The organism is Devosia sp. (assembly GCF_036563435.1).
Classification (GTDB): domain Bacteria; phylum Pseudomonadota; class Alphaproteobacteria; order Rhizobiales; family Devosiaceae; genus Devosia.
On sequence record NZ_DATCMJ010000001.1, the window covers coordinates 471,279 to 493,534 of the forward strand.

Annotated in this window: 18 protein-coding genes; 4 read left to right on the plus strand and 14 right to left on the minus strand. The window is 64.0% G+C overall.

Annotation, left to right across the window (positions count from 1 at the left end; genetic code table 11):
* Positions 1–22: 22 nt before the first annotated feature.
* Positions 23–886 carry a flagellar motor stator protein MotA gene (motA, locus tag VIL88_RS02255; RefSeq protein ID WP_331985492.1) on the minus strand — a complete coding sequence of 288 codons (864 nt, stop codon included), beginning with the start codon at positions 884–886 and terminating at the stop codon, positions 23–25.
* Positions 887–1,080: 194 nt separating this feature from the next.
* Between motA and VIL88_RS02260 the strand changes: the two genes are divergently transcribed.
* Entirely contained in the window at positions 1,081–1,923 is an 843-nt protein-coding gene (locus VIL88_RS02260) for a division plane positioning ATPase MipZ (protein ID WP_331985494.1), read from the plus strand.
* Between the two features lie 120 nt (positions 1,924–2,043).
* Positions 2,044–4,251 carry a bifunctional diguanylate cyclase/phosphodiesterase gene (locus tag VIL88_RS02265; RefSeq protein ID WP_331985496.1) on the plus strand — a complete coding sequence of 736 codons (2,208 nt, stop codon included), beginning with the start codon at positions 2,044–2,046 and terminating at the stop codon, positions 4,249–4,251.
* Positions 4,252–4,257: 6 nt separating this feature from the next.
* Here VIL88_RS02265 and ureG read toward each other — a convergent pair whose 3' ends face one another.
* The 13 genes from ureG to urtA all read right to left on the minus strand — a co-directional run bounded on the left by ureG (position 4,258) and on the right by urtA (position 15,586).
* Positions 4,258–4,881: an urease accessory protein UreG gene (ureG, locus tag VIL88_RS02270; RefSeq protein ID WP_331985498.1), complete on the minus strand. Its 624-nt coding sequence runs from the start codon at positions 4,879–4,881 to the stop codon at positions 4,258–4,260.
* Positions 4,878–5,528 carry an urease accessory protein UreF gene (locus VIL88_RS02275; RefSeq protein ID WP_331985500.1) on the minus strand — a complete coding sequence of 217 codons (651 nt, stop codon included), beginning with the start codon at positions 5,526–5,528 and terminating at the stop codon, positions 4,878–4,880. Before VIL88_RS02275 ends, ureG begins: the two co-directional genes overlap by 4 nt.
* The gene (locus VIL88_RS02280; RefSeq protein WP_331985502.1) at positions 5,525–6,004 is read right to left on the minus strand and encodes an urease accessory protein UreE; all 480 of its coding nucleotides are present in this window, start codon (positions 6,002–6,004) and stop codon (positions 5,525–5,527) included. Before VIL88_RS02280 ends, VIL88_RS02275 begins: the two co-directional genes overlap by 4 nt.
* Complete coding sequence (gene ureC / locus VIL88_RS02285; RefSeq protein ID WP_331985504.1) at positions 6,004–7,713, minus strand: urease subunit alpha; 1,710 nt, start codon at positions 7,711–7,713, stop codon at positions 6,004–6,006. Before ureC ends, VIL88_RS02280 begins: the two co-directional genes overlap by 1 nt.
* Positions 7,713–8,018 carry an urease subunit beta gene (locus tag VIL88_RS02290; protein WP_331985506.1) on the minus strand — a complete coding sequence of 102 codons (306 nt, stop codon included), beginning with the start codon at positions 8,016–8,018 and terminating at the stop codon, positions 7,713–7,715. The genes ureC and VIL88_RS02290 overlap by 1 nt, the downstream gene beginning before the upstream one ends.
* Positions 8,019–8,020: 2 nt before the next feature.
* Positions 8,021–8,608 (minus strand): HupE/UreJ family protein, encoded by a 588-nt coding sequence (locus VIL88_RS02295; protein ID WP_331985508.1) that lies wholly within the window; start codon positions 8,606–8,608, stop codon positions 8,021–8,023.
* Positions 8,609–8,625: 17 nt separating this feature from the next.
* The gene (locus tag VIL88_RS02300; RefSeq protein ID WP_331985510.1) at positions 8,626–8,928 is read right to left on the minus strand and encodes an urease subunit gamma; all 303 of its coding nucleotides are present in this window, start codon (positions 8,926–8,928) and stop codon (positions 8,626–8,628) included.
* A 9-nt stretch (positions 8,929–8,937) separates the two neighbouring features.
* Entirely contained in the window at positions 8,938–9,753 is an 816-nt protein-coding gene (locus VIL88_RS02305; protein WP_331985512.1) for an urease accessory protein UreD, read from the minus strand.
* A 2-nt stretch (positions 9,754–9,755) separates the two neighbouring features.
* Positions 9,756–10,460, minus strand: a complete 705-nt coding sequence (gene urtE / locus VIL88_RS02310) for an urea ABC transporter ATP-binding subunit UrtE (RefSeq protein ID WP_331985515.1) — start codon at positions 10,458–10,460, stop codon at positions 9,756–9,758.
* A gap of 30 nt (positions 10,461–10,490) precedes the next feature.
* Positions 10,491–11,240 (minus strand): urea ABC transporter ATP-binding protein UrtD, encoded by a 750-nt coding sequence (gene urtD, locus VIL88_RS02315; RefSeq protein WP_331985517.1) that lies wholly within the window; start codon positions 11,238–11,240, stop codon positions 10,491–10,493.
* Positions 11,241–11,245: 5 nt separating this feature from the next.
* A complete protein-coding gene (gene urtC, locus VIL88_RS02320; protein WP_331985519.1) occupies positions 11,246–12,397 on the minus strand; it encodes an urea ABC transporter permease subunit UrtC in 1,152 nt (383 codons plus the stop codon).
* Positions 12,398–12,584: 187 nt separating this feature from the next.
* A complete protein-coding gene (gene urtB, locus VIL88_RS02325; protein ID WP_414650101.1) occupies positions 12,585–14,237 on the minus strand; it encodes an urea ABC transporter permease subunit UrtB in 1,653 nt (550 codons plus the stop codon).
* Positions 14,238–14,311: 74 nt separating this feature from the next.
* Positions 14,312–15,586 carry an urea ABC transporter substrate-binding protein gene (gene urtA / locus VIL88_RS02330; protein WP_331985717.1) on the minus strand — a complete coding sequence of 425 codons (1,275 nt, stop codon included), beginning with the start codon at positions 15,584–15,586 and terminating at the stop codon, positions 14,312–14,314.
* Positions 15,587–15,914: 328 nt separating this feature from the next.
* Here urtA and VIL88_RS02335 point away from each other — a divergent pair, with 328 nt between their 5' ends.
* Positions 15,915–19,166: a S41 family peptidase gene (locus VIL88_RS02335; protein ID WP_331985521.1), complete on the plus strand. Its 3,252-nt coding sequence runs from the start codon at positions 15,915–15,917 to the stop codon at positions 19,164–19,166.
* A gap of 119 nt (positions 19,167–19,285) precedes the next feature.
* Positions 19,286–21,271: a PhoX family phosphatase gene (locus VIL88_RS02340; protein WP_331985523.1), complete on the plus strand. Its 1,986-nt coding sequence runs from the start codon at positions 19,286–19,288 to the stop codon at positions 21,269–21,271.
* The last annotated feature ends 985 nt before the right edge of the window (positions 21,272–22,256 follow it).

Sequence of the window (22,256 nt, forward strand, 5' to 3'; positions counted from 1 at the left end):
GGCGGCCTCCTATCGGGGACGCTTAGGTGGCCGGAGCGAGGTTGCCGGTGGCCTCGTCGACCTCGGCAAAGGTCGGCCGCACTTCGGCAAACAGCGACTTGCGCGCGAACTCCACCGCCATCACCGGCACTTGGCCGGAGATATGGGCCAAAAGCCCAACCTTGAGCGACAGGAAATACTTGGATTCCGACTCATAGATGTTCTTGAGCGACTGGGCGAAGGGCGCAAAGAAGCCATAGGCGACGAACACGCCGAAGAACGTACCCACCAGAGCGCCGCCGATCATGTGACCCAGCACTTCGGGCGGCTCGCTGATGGCGCCCATGGTGTGAATAACGCCCAGCACGGCGGCCACGATGCCGAGGGCCGGGGTACCGTCGGCAAGGGCCTGCACGGCGCCCACGATGCGCTCCTGCTCCTGATGGTGGGTTTCGAGCTCCTCGTCCATAAGCGCTTCGATCTCGTGCACATTGTTGGCGCCCAGCGTCACCATGCGCATGTAGTCGCAGACGAATTCCACCGCATGGTGGTTGGCCGCGAACTTGGGGAAGCGGTTGAACAGCGTGGATTCGTGTGGATTTTCGATATGCTGCTCGAGCGCCAATATGCCCTTGGACTGGATGAGCTTGTACATGCTGAACTGCATGCCCAGCAGTTCCACATAGGCTTCCTTGTTGTACTTCGGACCCTTGAACAGGGTGCCGAAAGCGCCAAGCGTTCCCTTTATGATTGGGCCGGTATTGCCGATCACGAAGGCGCCGATGGCGGCACCAAGGATGATGACGAATTCGAAGGGCTGCCACAGCACCTGCATGTGGCCGCCGACGCCCAGATACCCGCCCACCACGCAGCCGATCACAATGAGGATGCCGATTATAAGACGCATGGGACGGGGAACTCACTTCGAACAACACAGCTGGCTCCCTTATCGGCTGGTTTACCTTAACGGCCGGTTATTGGGCACCGGCAGCTGTTTGCAATGTCCACAATGAGGACGAAGGACGTTGATATGTTAGCCGTTTGTTAACCATGTGTGCACTTCATGGCGGAGGGACTTCGTTCCCTCAATGGAGGTCGGACATGGCGCTCGGCAGCAGCCACATCATCACGGTCGGCAACGAAAAAGGCGGCTCGGGCAAATCCACCACCGCCCTCCATCTTGCCGTCTATCTGCTGCACCAGGGCTATCGCGTGGCGACCATCGACGTGGACAGCCGGCAGCAGACCCTGACCCGCTATGTGCGCAACCGCCGCACGACGGTGGAGACGACCGGGCACCAGGTGCCCATGCCCAAGCATGTGCATCTCCCCACCGCCTGGGGCGACTCTATCCGCGAGAACCAGCGCGCTGAACTCGACATCTTCAGCAAGGCCCTGGACAGCCTTCGCGGCGAGACCGATTTCATCGTCATCGACACGCCCGGCTTCGACGGCAATCTGGCGCGCCTGGCGCATGGCTTCGCCGACACGCTGGTGACGCCCATCAATGACAGCATGATCGACCTCGATGTCTTGGCCAAGGTTGACCCGGTGAGCGGCGAGCCGATCGAAACCAGTCCCTATTCGCGCAATGTACAGCGCGCCCGCTCCGAACGCCTCACCCGTGACGGCAAGGCCATCGACTGGGTCCTGGTACGCAACCGCATTTCTAACCTCGGGTCGCGCAATGCCAGCCAAGTGCAGAACACAGTGGATCGCCTGGCGGAGCGGCTCGGCTGCCGCGTAGCCGACGGTATTGCCGAGCGCGTGATCTTCCGCTCGCTGTTCCCGATCGGCATGACCGTGTTCGACCCGCTGGACGCCGGACTCTTTGGCACCGCTCCATCCATGTCGCACGTCAACGCGCGCCAGGAATATCGTAGCCTTGTCGCCTCGCTCAGCCTTCCCGCGAGCGCGACGCCTGCGGCCGCACGGGCAGCCTGACCAAGCCGGCGTCAGCGGAAGCTTACAGTTGCCTGACAAGCACTTAACTTAGGTAAGGCACGGTTTTTTAGGGCTTGGCGGTTAAGGCTGTGGGTACGAACTCCAGCATCAGCCAAGCCATTGCGGTCAACCACCTCCCTTTCGCGCCAGATCAGCTATTTGTCCTTTGCCCTGGCGGCGACGCTGGTGGCGATCATCGGCTCATTCAGCTGGTGGGCCGCATCCACGATCGACGAACGATCGATGGCGCGGCAGGCAAGCGCCGTGCAGCGGGGACTTACCGAGGCGCTTGAACGCATCCCAGTCGAACAGGACAGTTCAGTCGCCTGGGACGATGCCGTCCTCAATCTTCGTGCCGGCAACGAGTTCTGGATTGCCGACAACCTCGCGGAGTGGATGAGCGACTATTTCGGTCACAACCGGGTCTATATACTCGATCCGAACAATGCGCCGGTGCGCTCGGTCTCCGAAAGCGTGCGCGTCGACAACCGGCTCTACTCCTTCGACACTCATGCGCTTGATCCTTTGGTGCATGACCTGCGCGCCCAGATGGCCAGTCGTTCGACGGGCCTGGAGGATTCAACCTCGGCGATTAGCGGGCTTGGCGTAGAGGACATGGTCGTGCTTGGCGATGGCCAGCCTGCCATAGCCAGCGTGCGGCCCGTCGTGCCCACCAGCGATGCCGTCAGCCAGGCGCCGGGTACGGAATACCTGCACATTTCGATCAGGCTGATCGACACGAGACTCACGGCTGAAATCAGTGAACGCTATGAGATCTCCGGCCTCACATTCGACAAGTCTGCCGCGGCAGACAACGGCACCATGTCCCTGCCGGTGATGAATTCGGACAACCGCATCATCGGTTTCTTCACCTGGACACCCTCCAAGCCCGCGCAAGACCTGATCTGGCGAACCCTGCCACTGATGATCGCTGGCCTGCTGCTGGGCGGCTCAGGGGTGGTCTATGTTCTTAGACGCCTGCAGCGCACTTCGATCCAGCTTGAGGACACCCAGGCCCAGGCCTCCTTCCTCGCCTTCCACGACCCTATGACCCGCCTGCCCAACCGTGCCCTGTTCGAGGACCGTCTGGAACAGGCCCTCGCCAACATGCGCGATGGCGCGTCACTCGTGGCGCTCCACTACGTGGACCTTGATCGCTTCAAGCAGATCAATGATGCCTTCGGACACGCGACCGGCGACGAGTTGCTGCGGCAAAGCGCGGCACGCCTCAAGGCGCTGGTCTCGGAGGTCGATACGGTGGCACGGCTTGGCGGCGACGAATTCGCCGTGATCCAGTTCCACCCCGCCGATACGGCTGAAGCGTTGACCCTGAGCCAGCGCATCGTGGATGCCTTCGCCCAGCCCTTCGAGTTGTCCGGCCATTTGAGCAATGTGGGCGCGAGCGTAGGCGTCGCCGTGGTGTCGGATGCCGCCCTGTCGATGGGCGACCTGATGGTTCAGGCCGACACCGCGCTCTACGAGGCCAAGAACAGCGGCAGGGGCCGGTACCAGGCATATGACGGTGAACTCAATGCTGTCATTCGGGATCGCCGTGCCCTGGAGAGCGACCTGCGCGAAGCCCTCAATGGAACGCCGGGCCTGCAACTGGTCTATCAACCCATCTTTATGGCGCAGAGCGGCAAGGTCGCTGGCGCTGAGGCGCTGGTGCGGTGGGCCCATCCAACCCGGGGACGCATGAACCCGGCTACCTTCATAGGGCTTGCCGAAGAGCGTGGACTGATCGACCAGCTCGGCCTCTGGGTCATGCGAGAGGCTTGCGACTATGCGGCTTCGTCTGACCTGCCTTGGGTGGCGGTCAACGCCTCGCCCCTGCAGTTCCGTGATGAAAGGTTTGCGGATCGTGTCTTCGAGATCCTCGACAGCACTGGCCTAGCCGCCAAGCGCCTCGAAATCGAAATCACCGAAGGGCTGCTGCTGCAGAACTCTCCGCTTACACAGTCGACCCTGACGCGCCTGCGGGCGCGCGGCATCCGTGTGGCGCTCGACGACTTTGGAACGGGCTATTCTTCCATCAGCTACCTGCGCACCCACGGCATCGACAAACTCAAGATCGACCAGTCCTATACAGCGCAATTGGGCGTTGACCAGGAAATCGACAGCATCGTCCGTTCGATCGTGGACCTCGGTCGGGCCATGCATATGGTCGTCACCGCCGAAGGGGTCGAGACCGAGGAGCAGCGTTCGTTTCTAGGAGACATCGGCTGCCAGCAGTTGCAAGGCTATCTCCTGTCGCGCCCCGTCGAGCCCGGGCGGCTGGCGGAAATCCTGGCAGGCACCAGTGCTCCCAAAGCACGAAAACGGGCGTGATATGCCCTAGGTTGCCACCTGGAGACCGCCCATGCGCTCGATGCTGTCGATGATCTCGTTGATCTTTTCGCGCCGCAGCAGGTCGGTGAAAATATAGGGGCGCCCTTCCCGTACCTTCTGCGTATCGGCCTCCATCACCTCAAGACTGGCGCCGACATGGGGCGCCAGGTCGGTATGGGTGATCACGAGGAGGTCGGACCGCGAAATGGCAGGGCCACCCTTGCGTGGGATCTTCTCGCCCTGCGCGACTGAAATGACATAAAGCGTGATGTCCGCCAGGTCCGGCGAAAAGGTCGCTGCCAAGTTGTCGCCGCCACTCTCGATCAGGATGATGTCGAGGTCCGGGAACTTGCGATTCAAGGCATCGATAGCGGCGAGGTTGAGGGAAGCGTCTTCGCGAATTGCCGTATGCGGGCAGCCACCGGTCTCGACCCCGACAATGCGATCCTCGGAAATCGCCTGCACCCGCGACAGGATCAGCGCATCCTCCTTGGTGTAGATGTCATTGGTGACCACGGCCATGGAATAGCGCTCGCGCATGGCCTTGAGCAGCATCTCGCACAGCGTGGTCTTGCCAGAGCCGACGGGGCCGCCGATGCCGATGCGCAGGGGACCGTTGGGAGAAGTCATGAGCGGAATATCCTTGTAGGCAGAGTGTCGTGGCGCATCTGGGCAATGTCGGCGGCATAGCCGATCGTACCCAGGTCATCGAGGGTGGCGGTGGTGGCGAAGCGAGCAAGCTCGGCGATGGCCGGCTCCAGCGCCACCAGCGTTTGGAGGCCGGCAACCTGCCCGATGGGCACGAGGCGCACGGCTACGGAAATCTGCGCCTGCACTTGCGCGGTGAGGAAAGCAACGGCCGTGTCCAATAGGGCAATGTCGTGTGCAGCGGCTATGGCCCCGACTGCCACGGGGTATGGCACAGGCGACGGCAGTTGCAGCGGCACGGGCCAGATGGCTGTTGCGCGCACAAAGGCGTCTCCCATCTGCGTCAGTTCCTCATGGCGCTCGCTGGCGACGGTGAGAGCCAGGCAAAGCTCCGCCAGCTCCTCGAGAACACTTGAATTACGGGCATGAAGATGGGCCTGACAAAGGAGGATGGCGTCGGTGGTCAACCCGCCATACTGGAGGAAATTGCCCAGCCACGCGCGCGTCGTGACGGCATCGGTGACCACTCCATCGGCAATGGCGGTTTCGAGGCCTGCCGACCAGGCGAAGCCGCCCACCGGAAAAGCAGGCGACAGGAACGCCATCAGCCGTTGCAGGGCGAGGGTCATCGATGAAGGCGCAGGACGTGGTTTTCGGCGCCATGGCTGTGACCATGATAGGCGCCGTGTTCGGGCGAAAAGGTCGCCTCGACATCCCGCACGGTCGCGCCGAGCCCCACCAGCATTTCGCGGATCACGTGGTCGCGGCGGATCAGCAGCCGCCCCGCCTCCAGCTGCGCCGGCAGGTGCCGGTTGCCGATATGCCAGGCAAGGCGGACGAGATGCGCCTGGTCCCTTGCGGTGACCTCGTAGAGCACCTCCTGCGCCGCCCTGATCCCAACCAGCCTGCCATCCGCGAGCTGAAGCGCATCGCCATCGGCGAGGGTGATGGTGGCGGGGAAATCGAGCAGCACATCCTCGCCCGTGGAAAGGCGCAACGCCTTGCGCCGCAGGCGCCGCTCGTCGGCTTCGAGCGTGACGGTCGCGAAAGGCTGGCCGGAAACGGCGGCGGCGGGAATATGGGCGGCAACAGGAAGCATGGTCATCAGAACAGAAAGTAGCGCTGTGCCATGGGCAAGACCGTGGCTGGTTCGCAGGTCAGCAACTCGCCGTCGGCCCGGACCTCGTAGGTCTCGGGATCGACGTCGATCCGCGGCATGGCGTTGTTGAGGATCATCGAGGCCTTGCCGATGCCACCGCGGGTATTCTCCACAGCAAGCAGCGTCTTTTCGAGGCCATAGCGTTCGCGAATATTGTCGTCGATGGCGGCCTGGCTGGTGAAGGTGACGCTGGATGCCTTGCGCGCCTTGCCGAAGGCGCCAAACATCGGACGGTAATGCATGGGCTGGGGAGTCGGGATGGAGGCATTGGGATCGCCCATGGGTGCGGCGGCGATGACGCCGCCCAGGAGCACCATTTCGGGCTTCACGCCGAAAAAGGCCGGGTTCCAGAGCACGAGATCGGCGCGCTTGCCCGTTTCGATCGAGCCGATATGGCGCGAGATGCCGTGGGCGATGGCCGGGTTGATCGTGTATTTGGCGATATAGCGCTTCACGCGGAAATTGTCGTTGTCGCCGGTTTCCTCCGGCAAGCGGCCACGCTGGCGCTTCATCTTGTCGGCGGTCTGCCAGGTGCGGATCAGCACTTCGCCGACCCGGCCCATGGCCTGGCTGTCGGATGAGATAATCGAGAAGGCGCCCATGTCGTGGAGGATGTCTTCGGCCGCGATGGTTTCCTTGCGGATGCGGCTTTCGGCAAAGGCGACATCCTCGGGGATGGACGGCGAAAGATGGTGGCAGACCATGAGCATGTCGAGATGCTCGGCGATGGTGTTGCGCGTATAGGGCCGCGTCGGGTTGGTCGAGGACGGGATGACATTGGGGTGGCTGGCCACCTTGATGATGTCGGGTGCATGGCCGCCGCCGGCGCCTTCGGTGTGGAAGGCGTGGATGGTGCGCCCGCCGATCGCGGCGATCGTGTCCTCCACAAATCCGCTCTCGTTGAGCGTATCGGTGTGGATCATCACCTGAACGTCGAACGCGTCGGCCACGGCGAGGCAGTTGTCGATGGCGGCGGGCGTGGTTCCCCAGTCTTCATGCAGCTTGAGGGCAGCGGCGCCGGCGCGGATCATCTCCTCGAGCGGAGCCGGCTTGGAGGCATTGCCCTTGCCCGCCAGCGCCAGGTTCATCGGAAAGGCTTCGAAGGCGCCCATCATGGTCATGATGTGCCACGCACCGGTGCAGGTGGTGGCTAGCGTTCCATGGGCAGGACCCGAGCCGCCGCCGAGCATCGTGGTGACGCCGCTGACCAGCGCTTCCTCGATCTGCTGGGGGGCGATGAAGTGGATATGGGCGTCGAACCCGCCTGCGGTGAGGATCCGGCCTTCGCCCGCAATCGCTTCGGTCGAGGGCCCGATGATGATGTCGACGCCCGGCTGGGTATCGGGATTGCCCGCCTTGCCGATGGCATGGATGCGCCCGTCCTTGAGGCCGATATCGGCCTTGTAGATGCCGGTATGATCGACCACCAGGGCATTGGTGATGACGGTATCGACGGCGCCCTCGCCGCGCGTCGCCTGCGACTGACCCATGCCGTCGCGGATCACCTTGCCGCCGCCGAACTTGACCTCCTCGCCATAGGTGGTGAAATCCTTCTCCACCTCGATAAAGAGCTCGGTATCGGCCAGACGCACGCGGTCCCCCACGGTGGGACCATACATCTGCGCATAGGCGGCACGGCTGAGATTGACTGCCATCAGAGTTGTCCCATCACCTTCTGCTGGAACCCATGGACTTCGCGCTTGCCGCCGAACGGCACCAGGCGCACTTCGCGCTCCTGACCCGGCTCGAAGCGCACGGCAGTGCCGGCCGCGAGGTCGAGCCGCATGCCGCGCGCCTGCTCGCGGTCGAAACGGAGCGCCGCGTTGGTTTCAAAGAAATGATAATGCGAACCGACCTGGATAGGCCGGTCACCAGTATTGGCCACGACCAGGGTGATGGCCTCGGCATCGGCATTGAGCGTGATGTCACCGCCGCGGGTCAGGATTTCGCCGGGGATCATGCTCAGTTCCCCACCGCGATCCAGAGCCCGCCGAGCGCCACGAAACCGCCGGCAATCCGGGCCGCCATGCTCCCGGTGAAGCGGCCAGCCACAAGGCCGGCGAAAACGCCCGCAGCATGCAGCGCTGCCGTTGCGAGGGCAAAGCCGGCCATGAAGGGCAGTGTGCCGGCTGCGCCCAGTTCGCTGCCATGGGCATAGCCATGGAACAGCGCGAAGGCGGCAACCATAAGCGCCGCGATGGCGGTGGGTGCCTGGAGCGCCACCAGCGCCAGGAGCCCGAGCGCCACCACCGAGGCGGCGATCACCGGTTCCACGAAGGGCAATCCGATGGTCGTCATGGACAGGGCAAAGCCGGCGACCATGGTCGCAACGAAGGCGGACGGCACGGCCCAGATGGCCCGACCGCCCAGGAGGCTGGCCCAGAGGCCGACGCCGACCATGGCGAGGATATGGTCGAGGCCGAACAGCGGATGGGAGAAGCCGGCGGCAAATGAGCCATGCTCGAGCGGATCGAGGTGGGCGAAGGCCGGGGTGGCGGCGAACATGGTAAGGCCGAGCACGGCCCAGAATGTACCTGAAGTTGTTTTCATCTGTTCCTCTGCTTGGGCTAGCGAATGGGCTGGTGGACGGTGACGAGCTTGGTGCCGTCGGGAAAGGTGGCTTCGACCTGCACGTCGTGGATCATCTCGGCGATGCCCTCCATGACCTGCTCGCGCGTGATCACATGCGCACCTGCCTCCATGAGATCAGCGACGCTGCGCCCCTCCCGGGCACCCTCGACCACGAAATCGGTGATCAGGGCGATGGCCTCGGGGTGGTTGAGCTTGACGCCGCGCTCGAGCCGCTTGCGGGCGACGATCGCCGCCATGGCGATCAGCAGCTTGTCCTTCTCGCGGGGGGTAAGGTTCATCTGGGATTCCTATAAAGACCAAAGACGCGGCAGCCCGCCGTTTCCCGACAGCTGGGCGATGATGGGCACGATGAGCCGCCGCAGGGCGAGGCCCGATGGCGCGAGAACCCGCACGACCAGCCGCTCACCGATGCGGCTGATGCCGACGCCGGGCGAAGCGGCGGGCAGTTGCGCCTGCCGTTTTTCGGCATCCGCACCGATATAGATTACCGTCGCGAAGGCCGATGCACCGGCAAGGAGGGCAATTCCATCGCGCTCCAGTTCGGGAACACCGGCAATGCGCGTGGCTTCGGCATGCACCAGCCGGCCGCCGCGGCGGATGCGCCAGCGGTCGGCGAAGCGCGCGTGGCGCGCCGTTTCACCCATGGCGTCCCGACCGAGCAGCACGGCCTCGACCGCACATAGGCTGGCGGTTTCATCAAGGTCGATATGGATGCGGCGCGATAGACGGCTGTTTTCAAACAGGATGGTTTCCTGCGGCAGCCAATCGAGATGCGCCCCGGCGCCGACGACAAGCCGCGTTTCGATCTCGGCATCGGTGCCAAGCGACTTGTAGACCCGCTCGCAGGCCTGGGTGGTCAGGGTCAGGCGGGCACCGGCTTCCACATCGGCGTGCCAGGCGACGTGATCGCCCCCGGTCAGCCCGCCGGCGGTGTTGATGAGCACCGCGCTGACGGAGGTGTCGAAGCTCTTGGGCAGCCGGATCTTGGCGCAGCCTTCCTGATAGAGCGTGCGCAACGCCGTGCGCCCGTCGCGCGTCTTGACCGCGATGCGGCCCACGCCCTTGGCGCGCTGAAGCTTCGGATCGGCAGACACGGCCACCATGCTCAAACCATCAGATACCGGCGCACGTCGGGCCGGTCGAGATCACTGGCCGGACCGCGATGGCGGATCTCGCCGCGGTCCATGACATAGATATCGTCGGCGATCTCGCGGCAGAAGTCGAGGAATTGCTCGACGAGGAGGATGGTCATGCCCTTTTCGTCGCGCAGGAACTGCAGGGCCCGGCCGATGTCCTTGATGATCGAGGGCTGGATGCCTTCCGTCGGCTCGTCGAGCACCAGCACCTTCGGCCGCGTCACCAGCGCCCGGCCGATGGCTAGCTGCTGCTGCTGACCGCCGGAGAGGTCACCGCCGCGGCGCCCGAGCATGGATTTGAGCACGGGGAACAGGGTGAAGATATAGTCAGGAATGTTGCGCTCGCCACGCGAGAGGCCGGCATAGCCCGTTTCAAGGTTTTCCCTGACCGTCAGCAGCGGAAAGATCTCCCGGCCCTGCGGCACATAGCCGATGCCAAGCCGTGCCCGCTTGTAGGGTGGCGCCTTGCGCAGCACCTCTTCGCCCAGGAGAATGTCGCCGGCCGTGATGGAATTGACGCCGGTGATGGCTCGAAGGGTGGACGACTTGCCTACGCCGTTGCGCCCGAGCACGGCGGTGATGCGGCCCGGCTTGCAGGCGATGCTGACGCCACGGAGCGCCTGCGCCGCGCCATAGTGGAGGTCGACGCCCTGGATGGCGAGAGCCGTGCTCATGCTGTTTCTCCGCGTGGTAGGCTGCCCATGCTAGCGCCCCAGATAGCGTTCGATGACGACGGGGTTGGCGCTGACCTGATCCAGTGTGCCTTCGGCGAGGACCGATCCTTCGGCCAGGCAGGTGACCCGGCAACCCAGGTCACGCACGAAGCTCATGTCGTGTTCGACGACGACCACAGAACGGGTCTCGGCGATGGACTTGAGAAGCTTAGCCGTTTCCACCGTCTCGCTGTCGGTCATGCCGGCAACGGGCTCGTCGACCAGCAGCAGCTTGGGGTCCTGCGCCAGGAGCATGCCGATTTCGAGCCACTGCTTCTGCCCGTGGCTGAGATCTGCAGCGAGGTCGTCCTTGCGGGCGGAAAGGCGCACCGTCTGGAGGATATCTTCGATGCGCGCAACGTCATCCGCGCTCGCAGTGTAGAACAGCGTCTGGAAGATGCCGCGCGGCTTGCGCAGGGCCATTTCGAGGTTGTTCCAGACCGTCTGGCTCTCGAACACGGTCGGCTTCTGGAACTTGCGGCCAATGCCGAGATTGGCGATGGCCGCTTCGTCGAGCCTGGTGAGATCGGTGCGGCCGTCGAACAGCACCTCGCCGTCATCGGGCCGGGTCTTGCCGGTGATGATGTCCATCATCGTCGTCTTGCCCGCGCCGTTGGGGCCGATAATGGCCAGCATTTCCGCGGGGTGGACGATCAGCGACAGCTTGTTGATGGCCCTGAAGCCGTCAAAGCTCACCGAAACGCCGTCGAGATAAAGCATGGTGCCGGTCTTGTCGGTCATCGCCTCTACTCCGCCGGCTCGGGCTGTGGGTCGGTGCCCGCTTCCGTGGCCGCCGACGAACGGCGGGCGGTGGCGGCACGATATTGCCCCAGCAGGCCCACGATTCCCTTGGGCAGGAACAGCGTTACCAAGACGAAGAGCGCGCCAAGGGCGAAGAGCCAGAGCTCGGGCAGCGCCCCGGTGAAATAGGACTTGCCCATGTTGACGAGGATGGCGCCGATGATCGGCCCGACAATGGTGCCGCGGCCGCCCACCGCCGTCCAGATCACCACTTCGATAGAGTTGGCCGGATCGAACTCGCCCGGATTGATGATGCCGACCTGCGGCACGTAGAGGGCGCCGGCGATCCCCGCCATGACCGCCGAAACGGTGAAGGCGAAGAGCTTCACATATTCGACCCGGTAACCGAGGAACCGCGTGCGGCTTTCCGCATCCCGCACCGCCACCATCACCTTGCCCAGCTTGGAATTGACGATCATCGAACAGACGAAGACCGACAGCGCCAGGGCCAGCGCCGTTGCGGCGAACAGGGCGCCGCGCGTGGTGGCTGCCTGCACCGGCACGCCCAGGATTTCCTTGAAGTCGGTCAGGCCGTTATTGCCGCCAAAGCCCATGTCGTTGCGGAAGAAGGCCAGCAGCAGCGCGAAGGTCATCGCCTGGGTAATAATGGACAGGTAGACGCCGGTCACGCGGCTGCGGAAGGCGAGGAAGCCGAAGACGAAGGCCAGGAGTCCCGGCACCAGCACCACCATGAGGCAGGCGAACCAGAAATTGTCGAAGCCCTGCCAGTACCAGGGCAGTTCCTGCCAGTTGAGGAACACCATGAAGTCGGGCAGTTCCGCATTGGCATAGACGCCGCGGTCGCCGATCTGGCCCATGAGATACATGCCCATGGCATAGCCGCCCAGGGCAAAGAAGGCGCCATGTCCCAGCGAAAGGATGCCGCAATAGCCCCAGACCAAGTCGAGGGCCAGCGCCAGCATGGCGTAGCTCAGATACTTGCCGAACAGCGTCACCACATAGACCGGCACGTGGCCGGGCTGGCCGACCGGGATCAGGAGGTTGGCGGCGGGCACCAGGATGGCGAGGGCAACGAGAATGCCCACCAGCCAGATGGCCTTGCGGTCGAGTGCACGAAAGAAGGCTTGGGTCAGCATGGGATGGCCTCCCTGTTATGGCTAGCCACGATCGGTCCCCTCCCCCTTGAGGGGAGGGCTAGGGTGGGGGTTCCGGCGCCCCCGCGGCTATCGAGTTCTTGGTGGGCGAAGAACCCCCACCCTCGGTCCCTCCCCTCAAGGGGGAGGGAGGCGCTGGCTGCGCCCGCAGTGCCAATCGACAAGTTCATCACGCCTCCACCGCCCTTCCCTTGAGCGCGAACAGCCCTCGGGGCCGGCGCTGAATGAAGAGGATGATGAGGACCAGGATCAGGATCTTGCCCAGGACGGCGCCGGCATAGGGCTCGAGGAACTTGTTGGCGATTCCCAGCGTCAGGGCGCCCACCATGGTGCCCCAGAGATTGCCCACACCGCCGAACACCACGACCATGAAGCTGTCGATGATGTAGCCCTGCCCCAGGTTCGGCGACACGTTGTCGATCTGGCTGAGGGCGACGCCCGCCAGTCCTGCGATGCCCGAGCCCAGGCCAAAGGTCATGGCGTCGACCAGCGGGGTGCGGATGCCCATGGCAGAGGCCATGCGCCGGTTCTGCGTCACCGCCCGCATCTGGAGGCCCAGAGCCGTGCGGTTAAGGACCACCAGGAGCGTAAAGAACACGGCCAGCGCAAACAGCACGATCCAGAGCCGGCTCCAGGTGATCGCAAGGCCATAGAACTCGAAGGAGCCCGACATCCAGCTCGGATTGCCCACCTGCCGGTTGGTCGGCCCGAAAATTGAGCGCACCGTCTGCTGGAGGATCAGCGACAGGCCCCAGGTGGCCAGCAGCGTTTCCAGCGGCCGGCCATAGAGCCAGCGGATGACGCCGCGCTCGATGGCGACGCCGACCAGCGCCGTCAGGAGAAAGGCCAAGGGCATCGCGATGGCCAGCGAATAGTCGAAGAGACCCGGCGCATTGAGGCGAATGACCTCCTGCACCGCAAAGGTCGTATAGGCCCCCAGCATCACCATTTCGCCATGGGCCATGTTGATCACGCCCATGACGCCAAAGGTGATGGCGAGACCGATGGCCGCCAGCAGCAGCACCGAGCTGAGCGACACGCCGAACCAGACATTCTGCAGCGCATCCCAAACCGCCCGGTCACGCGCGAGACCATCAAGGCTGGCCTGGATGTCTGCCTTGAGCTCATCGGGCGCCGTGGTCAGGGCGGCTGAAAGGATGGTTGCCGCATCGCGGCTGCCCGAGCGCGCCACGACATCGGCGGCTTGGCGCAGGTCTTCGGCGCTCGTACCGGACTTCAGCGTAATCACCGCGCGCGCCAGTTCCATGGTGCGCTTGATGTCGGCGTCGCCCTCGGCGGCCAGCGCCTGGTCCAGCAGTTCGAGATTGGCGGGATCGGAATCGCGCAGAATGGATTGCGCTGCGGCCAGGCGGGTGGATCGATCCTCGCTCAAAAGCGTCATCTGCCCGATGGCGGTGCGGATTACCCGGCGCAGCGAATTGTTGACCTTGACCTTTTCCGCCTCGCGGCGGCCGATTTCCCCGATCGGGCCATTGGTCACCGGATCGGTCAGCGCGAAATTGTCGCCGCTGCGTTCGGCGAATACGACCTTGCCGGTGGCCTCGACAGCATAAAGATCGCCCTCGCCCAGCACCTGCAGGATCGGCACGACCCGCGGATCAGCTGTTGCGACGAGGGCTGCGATCGCTGCCTCGCGATCAGAATAGGAGCCGGGATAAAGCGCATCGACAAGCGGCGCCAGCTCAGCGTCGGCGACCTGGGCGGCGGCGGGCGTGGTCGCGCCGAGCATGGCCAGCAGCAGGACCGCCAGCCACTGCCGCATGTCCATGCTTGCTCGTGCGATCAGAGATTTCAAAACCATTCGTGCCACTCCTGGCCGCCGCGTCGTCAGAGGGCGAAGGCAGCAAGCCGCCTTCGCCTGGGTTGCTCAGGGCGTCACTGCGCTGCAGCCGCGCCGCAACTCTCGGTTTCGGTGTTGTAGTTGCCGCAGTTGATCGGCGCGGTCCAATCAGCTTCGAGCACGGCGCTTTCGGGCAGGAAGTCGGACCAGGCGTCGCCGGGAACGAGGTCCTCGGTTTCCCAGACCACGTCGAACTGGCCGTCATCCTGGATTTCGCCGATCAGCACGGGTTTGGTGATGTGGTGGTTGGGCAGCATCTTGGCGACGCCACCGGTCAGGTTCGGCGTCTCAAGGCCCACGATGGAGTCGATCACGGCGTCTGCCTCGGTCGAGCCGGCAGCCTCCACGGCCTTAACCCAGAGGTTGAAGCCGATATAGTGCGCTTCCATCGGGTCGTTGGTCACCCGGTCTTCCGAGCCGATAAACTCGTGCCAGGCGGCGATGAAGTCCTCGTTCTCGGGCGTATCGACGCTCATGAAGTAGTTCCACGCAGCCAAGTGGCCGACCAGTGGCGTGGTGTCAAAGCCCGACAACTCTTCCTCGCCGACCGAGAAGGCGACGACCGGAATGTCCTCGGCCATCACGCCCTGGTTGCCCAGCTCGCGGTAGAACGGCACGTTGGCGTCGCCGTTGATGGTCGACACCACGGCGGTCTTCTTGCCGGCCGAGCCAAAGGTCTTGATGTCGGAGACGATGGTCTGCCAGTCGGAATGGCCGAAAGGCGTGTAGTTGATCATGATGTCGTCTTGCGCGACACCCTTGTCGAGCAGGTATTGCTCGAGGATCTTGTTGGTGGTCTGCGGATAGACATAGTCGGTGCCGGCCAGGACCCAGCGCTCGACGCCTTCCTCGTTCATCAGGTAATCCACGGCCGGGATCGCCTGCTGGTTCGGCGACGCGCCGGTGTAGAAGACGTTGCGCTGCGACTCCTCGCCCTCATACTGCACCGGGTAGAACAGCAGGCCATTGAGCTCTTCAAACACCGGCAGCACGGACTTGCGGCAGACCGAGGTCCAGCAGCCGAAAACGGCATCGACGTCGTTGACCGTCAGAAGTTCACGGGCCTTTTCCGCGGCAAGCGGCCAGTCGGAGGCGATATCAACGACTACTGGCTCGATCTGCTTGCCTAGGAGGCCACCCTTGGCATTCTGCTGCTCGATCAGGAACAGCATCGTGTCCTTGAGCGTGGTTTCCGAGATTGCCATCGTGCCCGATAGCGAATGCAGGATGCCTACCTTGATCGTTTCGTCCTGCGCCAGGACCGGGGTTGCCAGCGAGGCCAACCCGATGGTCGAGACCAGTCCCAACATGGCCGCCAAATTCTTTGTTGCAGTCATTACACCCTCCGTGTTTCTCCGCGGGGGAGACTTTGCAAAGGCTGTGCCAGCGCTGCGCAGGGGCTAAGTGGTTGAAGACAAAGAATTCTGGTGGCGCCGTGCGTCGGCCATCCGATGCGCTGCTCATTTTTTCAACAGCCAGCCACGGCCTTGCGCACAAATTGAGCAGCTCTGAAGCTGCGGCCTGTTAAATAGGCAAGAAGAGCATCCCGGGCGGAACGGATGGAAAATTGCAGTACGGTTTCAGCAAGTCTTTACCCGCATAGGCTTGTGTGACCGCCGCCAACGGAGGGGGACAGAGATGTTGAAGCGGCGGGCCATTTTCGCAATCGTGGCACTTGCAAGCGCCTTGCCGGCCTTTGGGCAGGACACGGGCGACATCCTCTCGCTGGGCGAAAAGCCGATCTGGGTGCGCTATCCGTCCATCGCGCCCAATGGCGAAACGCTGAGCTTCACCTATCGCGGACGCATCTTCGTGGTGGATGCCGAAGGGGGGCTCGCCGTGCCGCTCACCGCCAACGGCGCCTATAGCCACAGCGCTGTGTGGTCGCCCGATTCCGAGCGCCTGGCCTTCGCCTCCGACCTCAACGGCGACGACGACGTCTACATGACCGACTTCGCCGGTTCGCTGCAGCGCATGACCTGGTCCTCGGCCGGCGAGAGCCCGACGCAATTCACCGATGGGGAGATCCTCTATAATTCGCTCCGCCTGGGCGATGCCGAGCAAAGCGTGCAGGCCGCGCTTTCGAACGAACCGCAGCTTTATTCCGTCAGCGTCCAATCGGGCCGCGAGGCGCTGGTCCTGCCCAACCTCGCCATCCAGGCAAAGTGGAACAGGGAGGGCACAAGGCTGGTCTATACCTATAATCCCTCCGCCGACCCCTACGATCGGCAACACCGCGTCGCTCCCAATGCGCGCCAGCTCTGGATCTACGACAAGGTCAGCGGCTTGCACGAGCGGGTCTTTGCCGCCGATGGCGTCGATCGGCACAACCCGGTCTGGAGCGCCGACGGCGAGGAACTCTATTATCTCTCCGAAGCCTCAGGCTGGCTTAATGTCTGGCGGGTGGATCTCGCCACCGGCGAAGAGGTCCAACTGACGCAATTCGAAGGCGATCCTGTGCGCGACCTGTCGGTTGCCGATGACGGCACCATCGCCTTTGCCAATCGCGGCAGGATCTACGTGCAGCGCGAAACCGACGGCGAGCCCCGCGCCATCGAGGTGATGACGCTCGAGCAACGCGCCGAACGGCACGACAACTTCCGCGCCGTCTCCAACCAGGAATTCGTTTCCTCCCCCGACGGGCAGCATTTCGCCATCGTGGTCAATGCCGATGTCTTCATCCAGGACACGGACGGCGATTTCCGGCAGGTCACCGCCACGCCTGGCGAAGAGCGCAACATTGCCTTCTCGCCAGATGGCTCCATGCTGGTCTATGCGGCGCAGCGCAATCACCAGTGGGGCCTCTATGTCGTCGCGTTAGGCGCGGGTGAGGACGACAAGCTCGCGGACAGCTATTCCGAAACGGCGCTCTATGTTCTCGAGACGGGCAATGCCTACCAGCCGTCTTTCTCGCCCGACGGCCAGAAGGTCGCCTTCGTAGCCGACCGGCGCGAGATCAAGGTGCTCGACCTCCAGAGCGGTGACGTCACGGCGCTGTTCGGCGAGGACGACTACAACTCCGTCTATAAGGACGGCGACATGAGCTTCAGCTGGTCGCCGACGTCCGAGGACCTTGTGGTCAACTGGCGCTCCATCGGCGGCAGCCAGACGAACCGCGTGGCCGTGGTGCCGGCCGACGGCAGCGCGCCGCCGCGCCCGCTCGGCGCCGTGCCCAACCTCTATGGCGCATTCTGGAGTCTCGACGGCACCCAGATCATCGGCATGACGACGCTCTATGGCGCACGCAATGCCCAGCTGGCGGCGCTGGATGCCGACCTCTACCGCGTCTTCCTGTCGGAAGCGGCGCGGCTGGACTTCATGGCGGCCGCGCAGGGTGACGCACCAGCATCCGACGATGACAACGCAAATTCCGCCGAGCCGATGCGCTACGCGCTCGACGGCTTCCGCCCGGCGCGGCTCGAAGGGCGCCTGACTGATGACCTTGATCACACTGGCATGGTCGTGCCGCTGCCGGACCAGGAGAACCTCCTCGCAGTTTCGGCGGTCGATGACTCGACATTCGAACTCGACGTGGTGAGCCTCGCCGATGGCAGCATCACCACCATCGGTACGTTCGAGGCGCCCGACCTGCAGTCGATCTCCTTTGTCGGTGCGCTCGGTGTTCTCGACGCCAAGGTGCCGGGCCGGATCCTGCGCATCCCGCTTTCGGCGCCCAATCAGGTCAGCACCATTGCCTCCAACCTGTTCTTTGCGCGCGATGCACAGGCCGCTCGGATCGCGGCCTTTGAACAGGCTTGGGCCGATGCGGAATATCGCTACTACGACAGCAATCACGAAGGCCGCGACTGGGCGGCCATCGGGGACAAGTACCGCGCCTATCTGGGATCGATCGCCAGCGACCGCGAACTCCGGGAACTGATCTCGGCCATGTATGGCGAGCTTTCCGGCTCGCACATGTTCGTCAGCTATGGCGGCGCGGAAACGGCGCGAGCAGACCTGGGCAACAGCAATGACGCCCTCGGAGTCTATCTCGACCACAACTACACCGGACCCGGCCGGCGCGTGGCGGCCATCCTCCCCGGAGGACCGCTCGACCGCCGCTCGGTCGATATCCAGCCTGGCGACATCATCACGGCCATCAACGGCCGCCCGGTTCCCGAGGCCGGTGGTCTCGATCGCCTGCTCGACCTCAATGTTGGCAGGCCCGCCCAGGTTGTGGTGACCGACGCGACGACGCGCGAAGAACGCTCCTATTCCGTCCGGCCGATCAGCCTTGGCGACGAAGCCGTGCTGGCGAAGGCCCGGCTGCTCGACGCGCGGCGCGAGATGGTGGAGCGGCTCTCCAACGGTTGCATCGCCTACCAGTACATCCCCGCGATGGACAATGAGGCCTATCTGAACCTCCTCGGCAATCTGACGGCGGCACGCGGCGTCGCCAAAGCAGCCCTTGTCGACGTGCGCTCCAATGTCGGCGGCAACCTCACCCGTGAACTCATCACCCTGCTGAGTGGCGAAGCCTATGGCGGCATGGGCGTCGCAGGCGGGCCAATGGAGAGCGAGCCCAATAACCGCTGGATTTGGCCCAGCGCCGTGGTGGCCGATAGCTTCTCCTATTCCGATGGCTCGGTCTTCCCCCAAGCCTACCAGGACACTGGGATCGGACCGCTGGTGGGTGACATCATGCTCAATACGGGCACGGCAGTGGACTATGTGCAAAGCGCCGTCGTGCCGGGGCTTGAATATGGCATTCCAGTGCTGCCATACCGCCGCGCCGACGGCCGCTACTACGAAAACAACGTCATCACACCGGATCTGCCGGTGCCCTTCGACCCCAACAAGGTCGGCCTCAATACCGACCCGCAGCTGGAAGCTGCCATCGACGCTCTGATGGAGCAGATCGGCACCGATGCAGATTGCCGCCTGAACTAGGCAGTCGCCGGACAGGGTCTGCCCTGTCCGGCTGTGTCATCTAACTTTCGCAGAGCCCCCTTACAGCTTGGAATGGTTCCAAGCTGGAGCCAGCCGTTGCTGTTGAAGGGGCAATCTACATGAACGACCAGAATCCGATCTTCAAGACATCGCAGCTCGAGGCCGCTGACGCCGAGCCGCGCAACCACTCTGCCAACCCCACCATGGGTGAGCTGATCAGCACCCGTTTCTCCCGCCGCGGCTTCCTCGCCGGCTCCCTGGCCGTGTCCGCAATCGCCGCCACGGTCAGCCCCCTGGCGCTTCTGAGCGCCCGCCCGGCTCGCGCCCAGGAAGGTGGCTCTGCCTTCTCCTTCACCGAAGTGGAAGCCGGCATCGACGAAACCCACCACGTCGCCGAAGGCTATGATGCCGACATCCTGCTGCGCTGGGGCGATGGCCTCTTCGCCGATGCGCCCGAATTCGACCCAACCAAGCAGAGCGCGGCCGCCCAGGAGCGCCAGTTCGGCTACAACAATGACTATGTCGGCTACATCCCGCTGGACGGCTCCAGCGAGCACGGGCTGCTCGTGGTCAACCACGAATACACCAATCCGCACCTGATGTTTCCGGGCCTCGTGACTCTTGTCGACGGCGAGATCACCATGAACCCGCTCACCAAGGAGCAGGTCGACGTGGAAATGGCGGCCCATGGCGGCACCATTGTCGAAATCGAGAAGGTCGACGGCAAGTGGCAGGTGATCAAGGACGGCAAGATGAACCGCCGCGTCACCGTCAACACCGAAATGGAACTGACCGGACCGGCTGCCGGCCACAAGCGCCTGCAGACCAATGCCGATCCGAGCGGCACCAAGGTCTTTGGCACCATCAACAACTGCGCCGGCGGGGTCACGCCCTGGGGCACCTACATCATGGCCGAGGAAAACATCCACGGCTACTTCACCGGTGAACTGACCGAGGACCATCCCGAATTTGCCAATTACGACCGTCTCGGCATCCCGGAAGGCTCCTATGAATGGGCCAACTTCTACGACCGCTTCGACATCGCCAAGGAGCCCAATGAGCCCAACCGCTTCGGCTATATCGTCGAAGTCGATGCCATGGACCCGAACTCCGTGCCCAAGAAGCGCACCGCTCTGGGCCGTTTCAAGCACGAGGGCGCCGAGTCGATCGTCAACAAGGATGGCAAGGTCGTCTTCTATCTCGGCGACGACGAGCGCTTCGACTATGTCTACAAGTTCGTGACTGCCGGCACCTATAATCCCGATGACCGGGCCGCCAACATGGACCTGCTCGACGACGGCACGCTCTATGTGGCCAAGTTCGCCGAGGACGGCTCCATGGAGTGGATGCCGCTGGTGCATGGCCAGGGTCCGCTGACCGCCGAGAACGGCTTTGAGTCCCAGGCCGATATCGTCATCGAGACCCGCCGCGCCGCCGACCTCCTTGGCGCCACCAAGATGGACCGCCCCGAAGACATCCAGCCCAACGGCGTCAACGGCAAGGTCTATGTCATGCTGACCAACAATACCCGCCGCACCGCCGAGCAGGTGGATGCCGCCAACCCGACCGCGGAGAACGCCTTCGGCCACATCATCGAGATCGCCGAGACCGATGGCGATTTCGCTGCCACCACCGGCACCTGGGAAGTGATGCTCAAGTGCGGCGATCCCTCGATCGCCGAAGTGGGGGCCACCTTCTCCAGCGCTACCACCGAAAACGGCTGGTTCGGCATGCCCGACAACGCCGCGGTCGACTCCATGGGCCGCCTCTGGGTTTCCACCGACGGCAACAACCCCTCCGACACCGGCCGTACCGATGGCCTCTGGGCCGTGGACACCGAGGGCGAGGCGCGCGCCACCTCGAAGCTCTTCTTCCGCGTACCGGTTGGCGCCGAAATGTGCGGCCCGCTCTTCACGCCCGATGACGAGACGGCCTTTGTGGCGGTGCAGCATCCGGCCGATGGCGGCGACGACTGGGAAGGCTTCGGCCGCGTCTCCTACTACGAGGACCTCTCGACCCGCTGGCCCGACTTCGACGATGCCATGCCGACCCGCCCGTCGGTGGTGGTCATCACCAAGCAGGGCGGCGGCAAGATCGCTGTCTGATCTGATGAAGGGGGAGGCCAGCGGCTTCCCCCTTTTCTTATGGCTAGAACGCCTGCTGGAAACTGACCGCTGCGCCTGCGGCCGACGCGCCTTCCACATGGCCCGCGTCGAAGCGGTACTGCAGGCCCAGCTGCAACTTGCCGCTGTTGACCGGGACGGCGTAGCTGAGGTCGAGGTCCAGTTCGCGGCCGCTCGGCGCCAGGTCCGCCGTGGCCTTGCGATGCTCGATCGTGCCATCGGCAGATCGGGACACCGGCAGGTTCAGCCCCATGGCACCGCCTTCCACACGCAGCGGCTGTGAAATGGAAATGCCTGCCACGTCGTTGTTGCTGAACACGTCACTCATGCGGGCACCGAGCTCGAAGCCCGAGAACTGCATGTCCGAAAGGCCGCTGACCAGCCCGGACGTCGTGCCCATTTGGCGCGCGACGCCATATTCCAGCCGCCCGAACAGCGACAGCTTGGGCGTCAGCGCCTGGTCGATGCCAAGATGCGCCGCGCCGGTCACGCCGCCCGAACCAAGGCCAAAAGCCGCATTACGGCCAAGGCCAAGGACGCTCCCCTCTTCCCCCAGATAGCTCATGCCCAGCGAGATGCGGCTGCCACCCCCCGCAAGGGAGAGGTTGAGGCCGGTGCCGCCGACCCCGCCTCGGCCTTCCGCACCCTGCCCGGCAATGCCGACCGCGGTGATGGAAAGCGGCCCGGACCCGCTCGTAGAGACCACAGTCAGCGCATTCCTGGCATTGGAGAAGACGGAAGCGCGGTTGTTCAGAACCCCTGATCCCGTCGTTTCGAAAACGCCCGCAGCATTGCCCAACAGGGCAACCTGTGCCGCGGGCGTTGCGCCTTGGCTCTCCTGCACTTGCTTGAATGTCGGCGCAGCGCCAAAGGCAGGGCCGCTGACCGAGGCCAGCAATTCCGGCAGCATGGTGCTGCGCGGCTTGGCCACCAGAGCCGAGCCCTCGACGGCAAAGCCGCGATTCAT

What these genes read in the sequence shown, in the direction of transcription:
- ureG (WP_331985498.1), bottom strand. Translation starts at nt 4,881, where the DNA reads ATGACTTCTCCCAACGGTCCCCTGCGCATCGGCATCGGCGGCCCCGTC.
- urtC (WP_331985519.1), bottom strand. Translation starts at nt 12,397, where the DNA reads ATGCTGACCCAAGCCTTCTTTCGTGCACTCGACCGCAAGGCCATCTGG.
- VIL88_RS02300 (WP_331985510.1), bottom strand. Translation starts at nt 8,928, where the DNA reads ATGAACCTTACCCCCCGCGAGAAGGACAAGCTGCTGATCGCCATGGCG.
- urtA (WP_331985717.1), bottom strand. Translation starts at nt 15,586, where the DNA reads ATGTTGGGACTGGTCTCGACCATCGGGTTGGCCTCGCTGGCAACCCCG.
- ureC (WP_331985504.1), bottom strand. Translation starts at nt 7,713, where the DNA reads ATGGCAGTCAATCTCAGCCGTGCCGCCTATGCGCAGATGTATGGTCCC.
- VIL88_RS02280 (WP_331985502.1), bottom strand. Translation starts at nt 6,004, where the DNA reads ATGACCATGCTTCCTGTTGCCGCCCATATTCCCGCCGCCGCCGTTTCC.
- VIL88_RS02340 (WP_331985523.1), top strand. Translation starts at nt 19,286, where the DNA reads ATGAACGACCAGAATCCGATCTTCAAGACATCGCAGCTCGAGGCCGCT.
- VIL88_RS02295 (WP_331985508.1), bottom strand. Translation starts at nt 8,608, where the DNA reads ATGAAAACAACTTCAGGTACATTCTGGGCCGTGCTCGGCCTTACCATG.
- VIL88_RS02335 (WP_331985521.1), top strand. Translation starts at nt 15,915, where the DNA reads ATGTTGAAGCGGCGGGCCATTTTCGCAATCGTGGCACTTGCAAGCGCC.
- VIL88_RS02275 (WP_331985500.1), bottom strand. Translation starts at nt 5,528, where the DNA reads ATGACCCTCGCCCTGCAACGGCTGATGGCGTTCCTGTCGCCTGCTTTT.
- VIL88_RS02290 (WP_331985506.1), bottom strand. Translation starts at nt 8,018, where the DNA reads ATGATCCCCGGCGAAATCCTGACCCGCGGCGGTGACATCACGCTCAAT.
- urtE (WP_331985515.1), bottom strand. Translation starts at nt 10,460, where the DNA reads ATGAGCACGGCTCTCGCCATCCAGGGCGTCGACCTCCACTATGGCGCG.
- VIL88_RS02260 (WP_331985494.1), top strand. Translation starts at nt 1,081, where the DNA reads ATGGCGCTCGGCAGCAGCCACATCATCACGGTCGGCAACGAAAAAGGC.
- VIL88_RS02305 (WP_331985512.1), bottom strand. Translation starts at nt 9,753, where the DNA reads ATGGTGGCCGTGTCTGCCGATCCGAAGCTTCAGCGCGCCAAGGGCGTG.
- motA (WP_331985492.1), bottom strand. Translation starts at nt 886, where the DNA reads ATGCGTCTTATAATCGGCATCCTCATTGTGATCGGCTGCGTGGTGGGC.
- urtD (WP_331985517.1), bottom strand. Translation starts at nt 11,240, where the DNA reads ATGACCGACAAGACCGGCACCATGCTTTATCTCGACGGCGTTTCGGTG.
- urtB (WP_414650101.1), bottom strand. Translation starts at nt 14,237, where the DNA reads ATGGTTTTGAAATCTCTGATCGCACGAGCAAGCATGGACATGCGGCAG.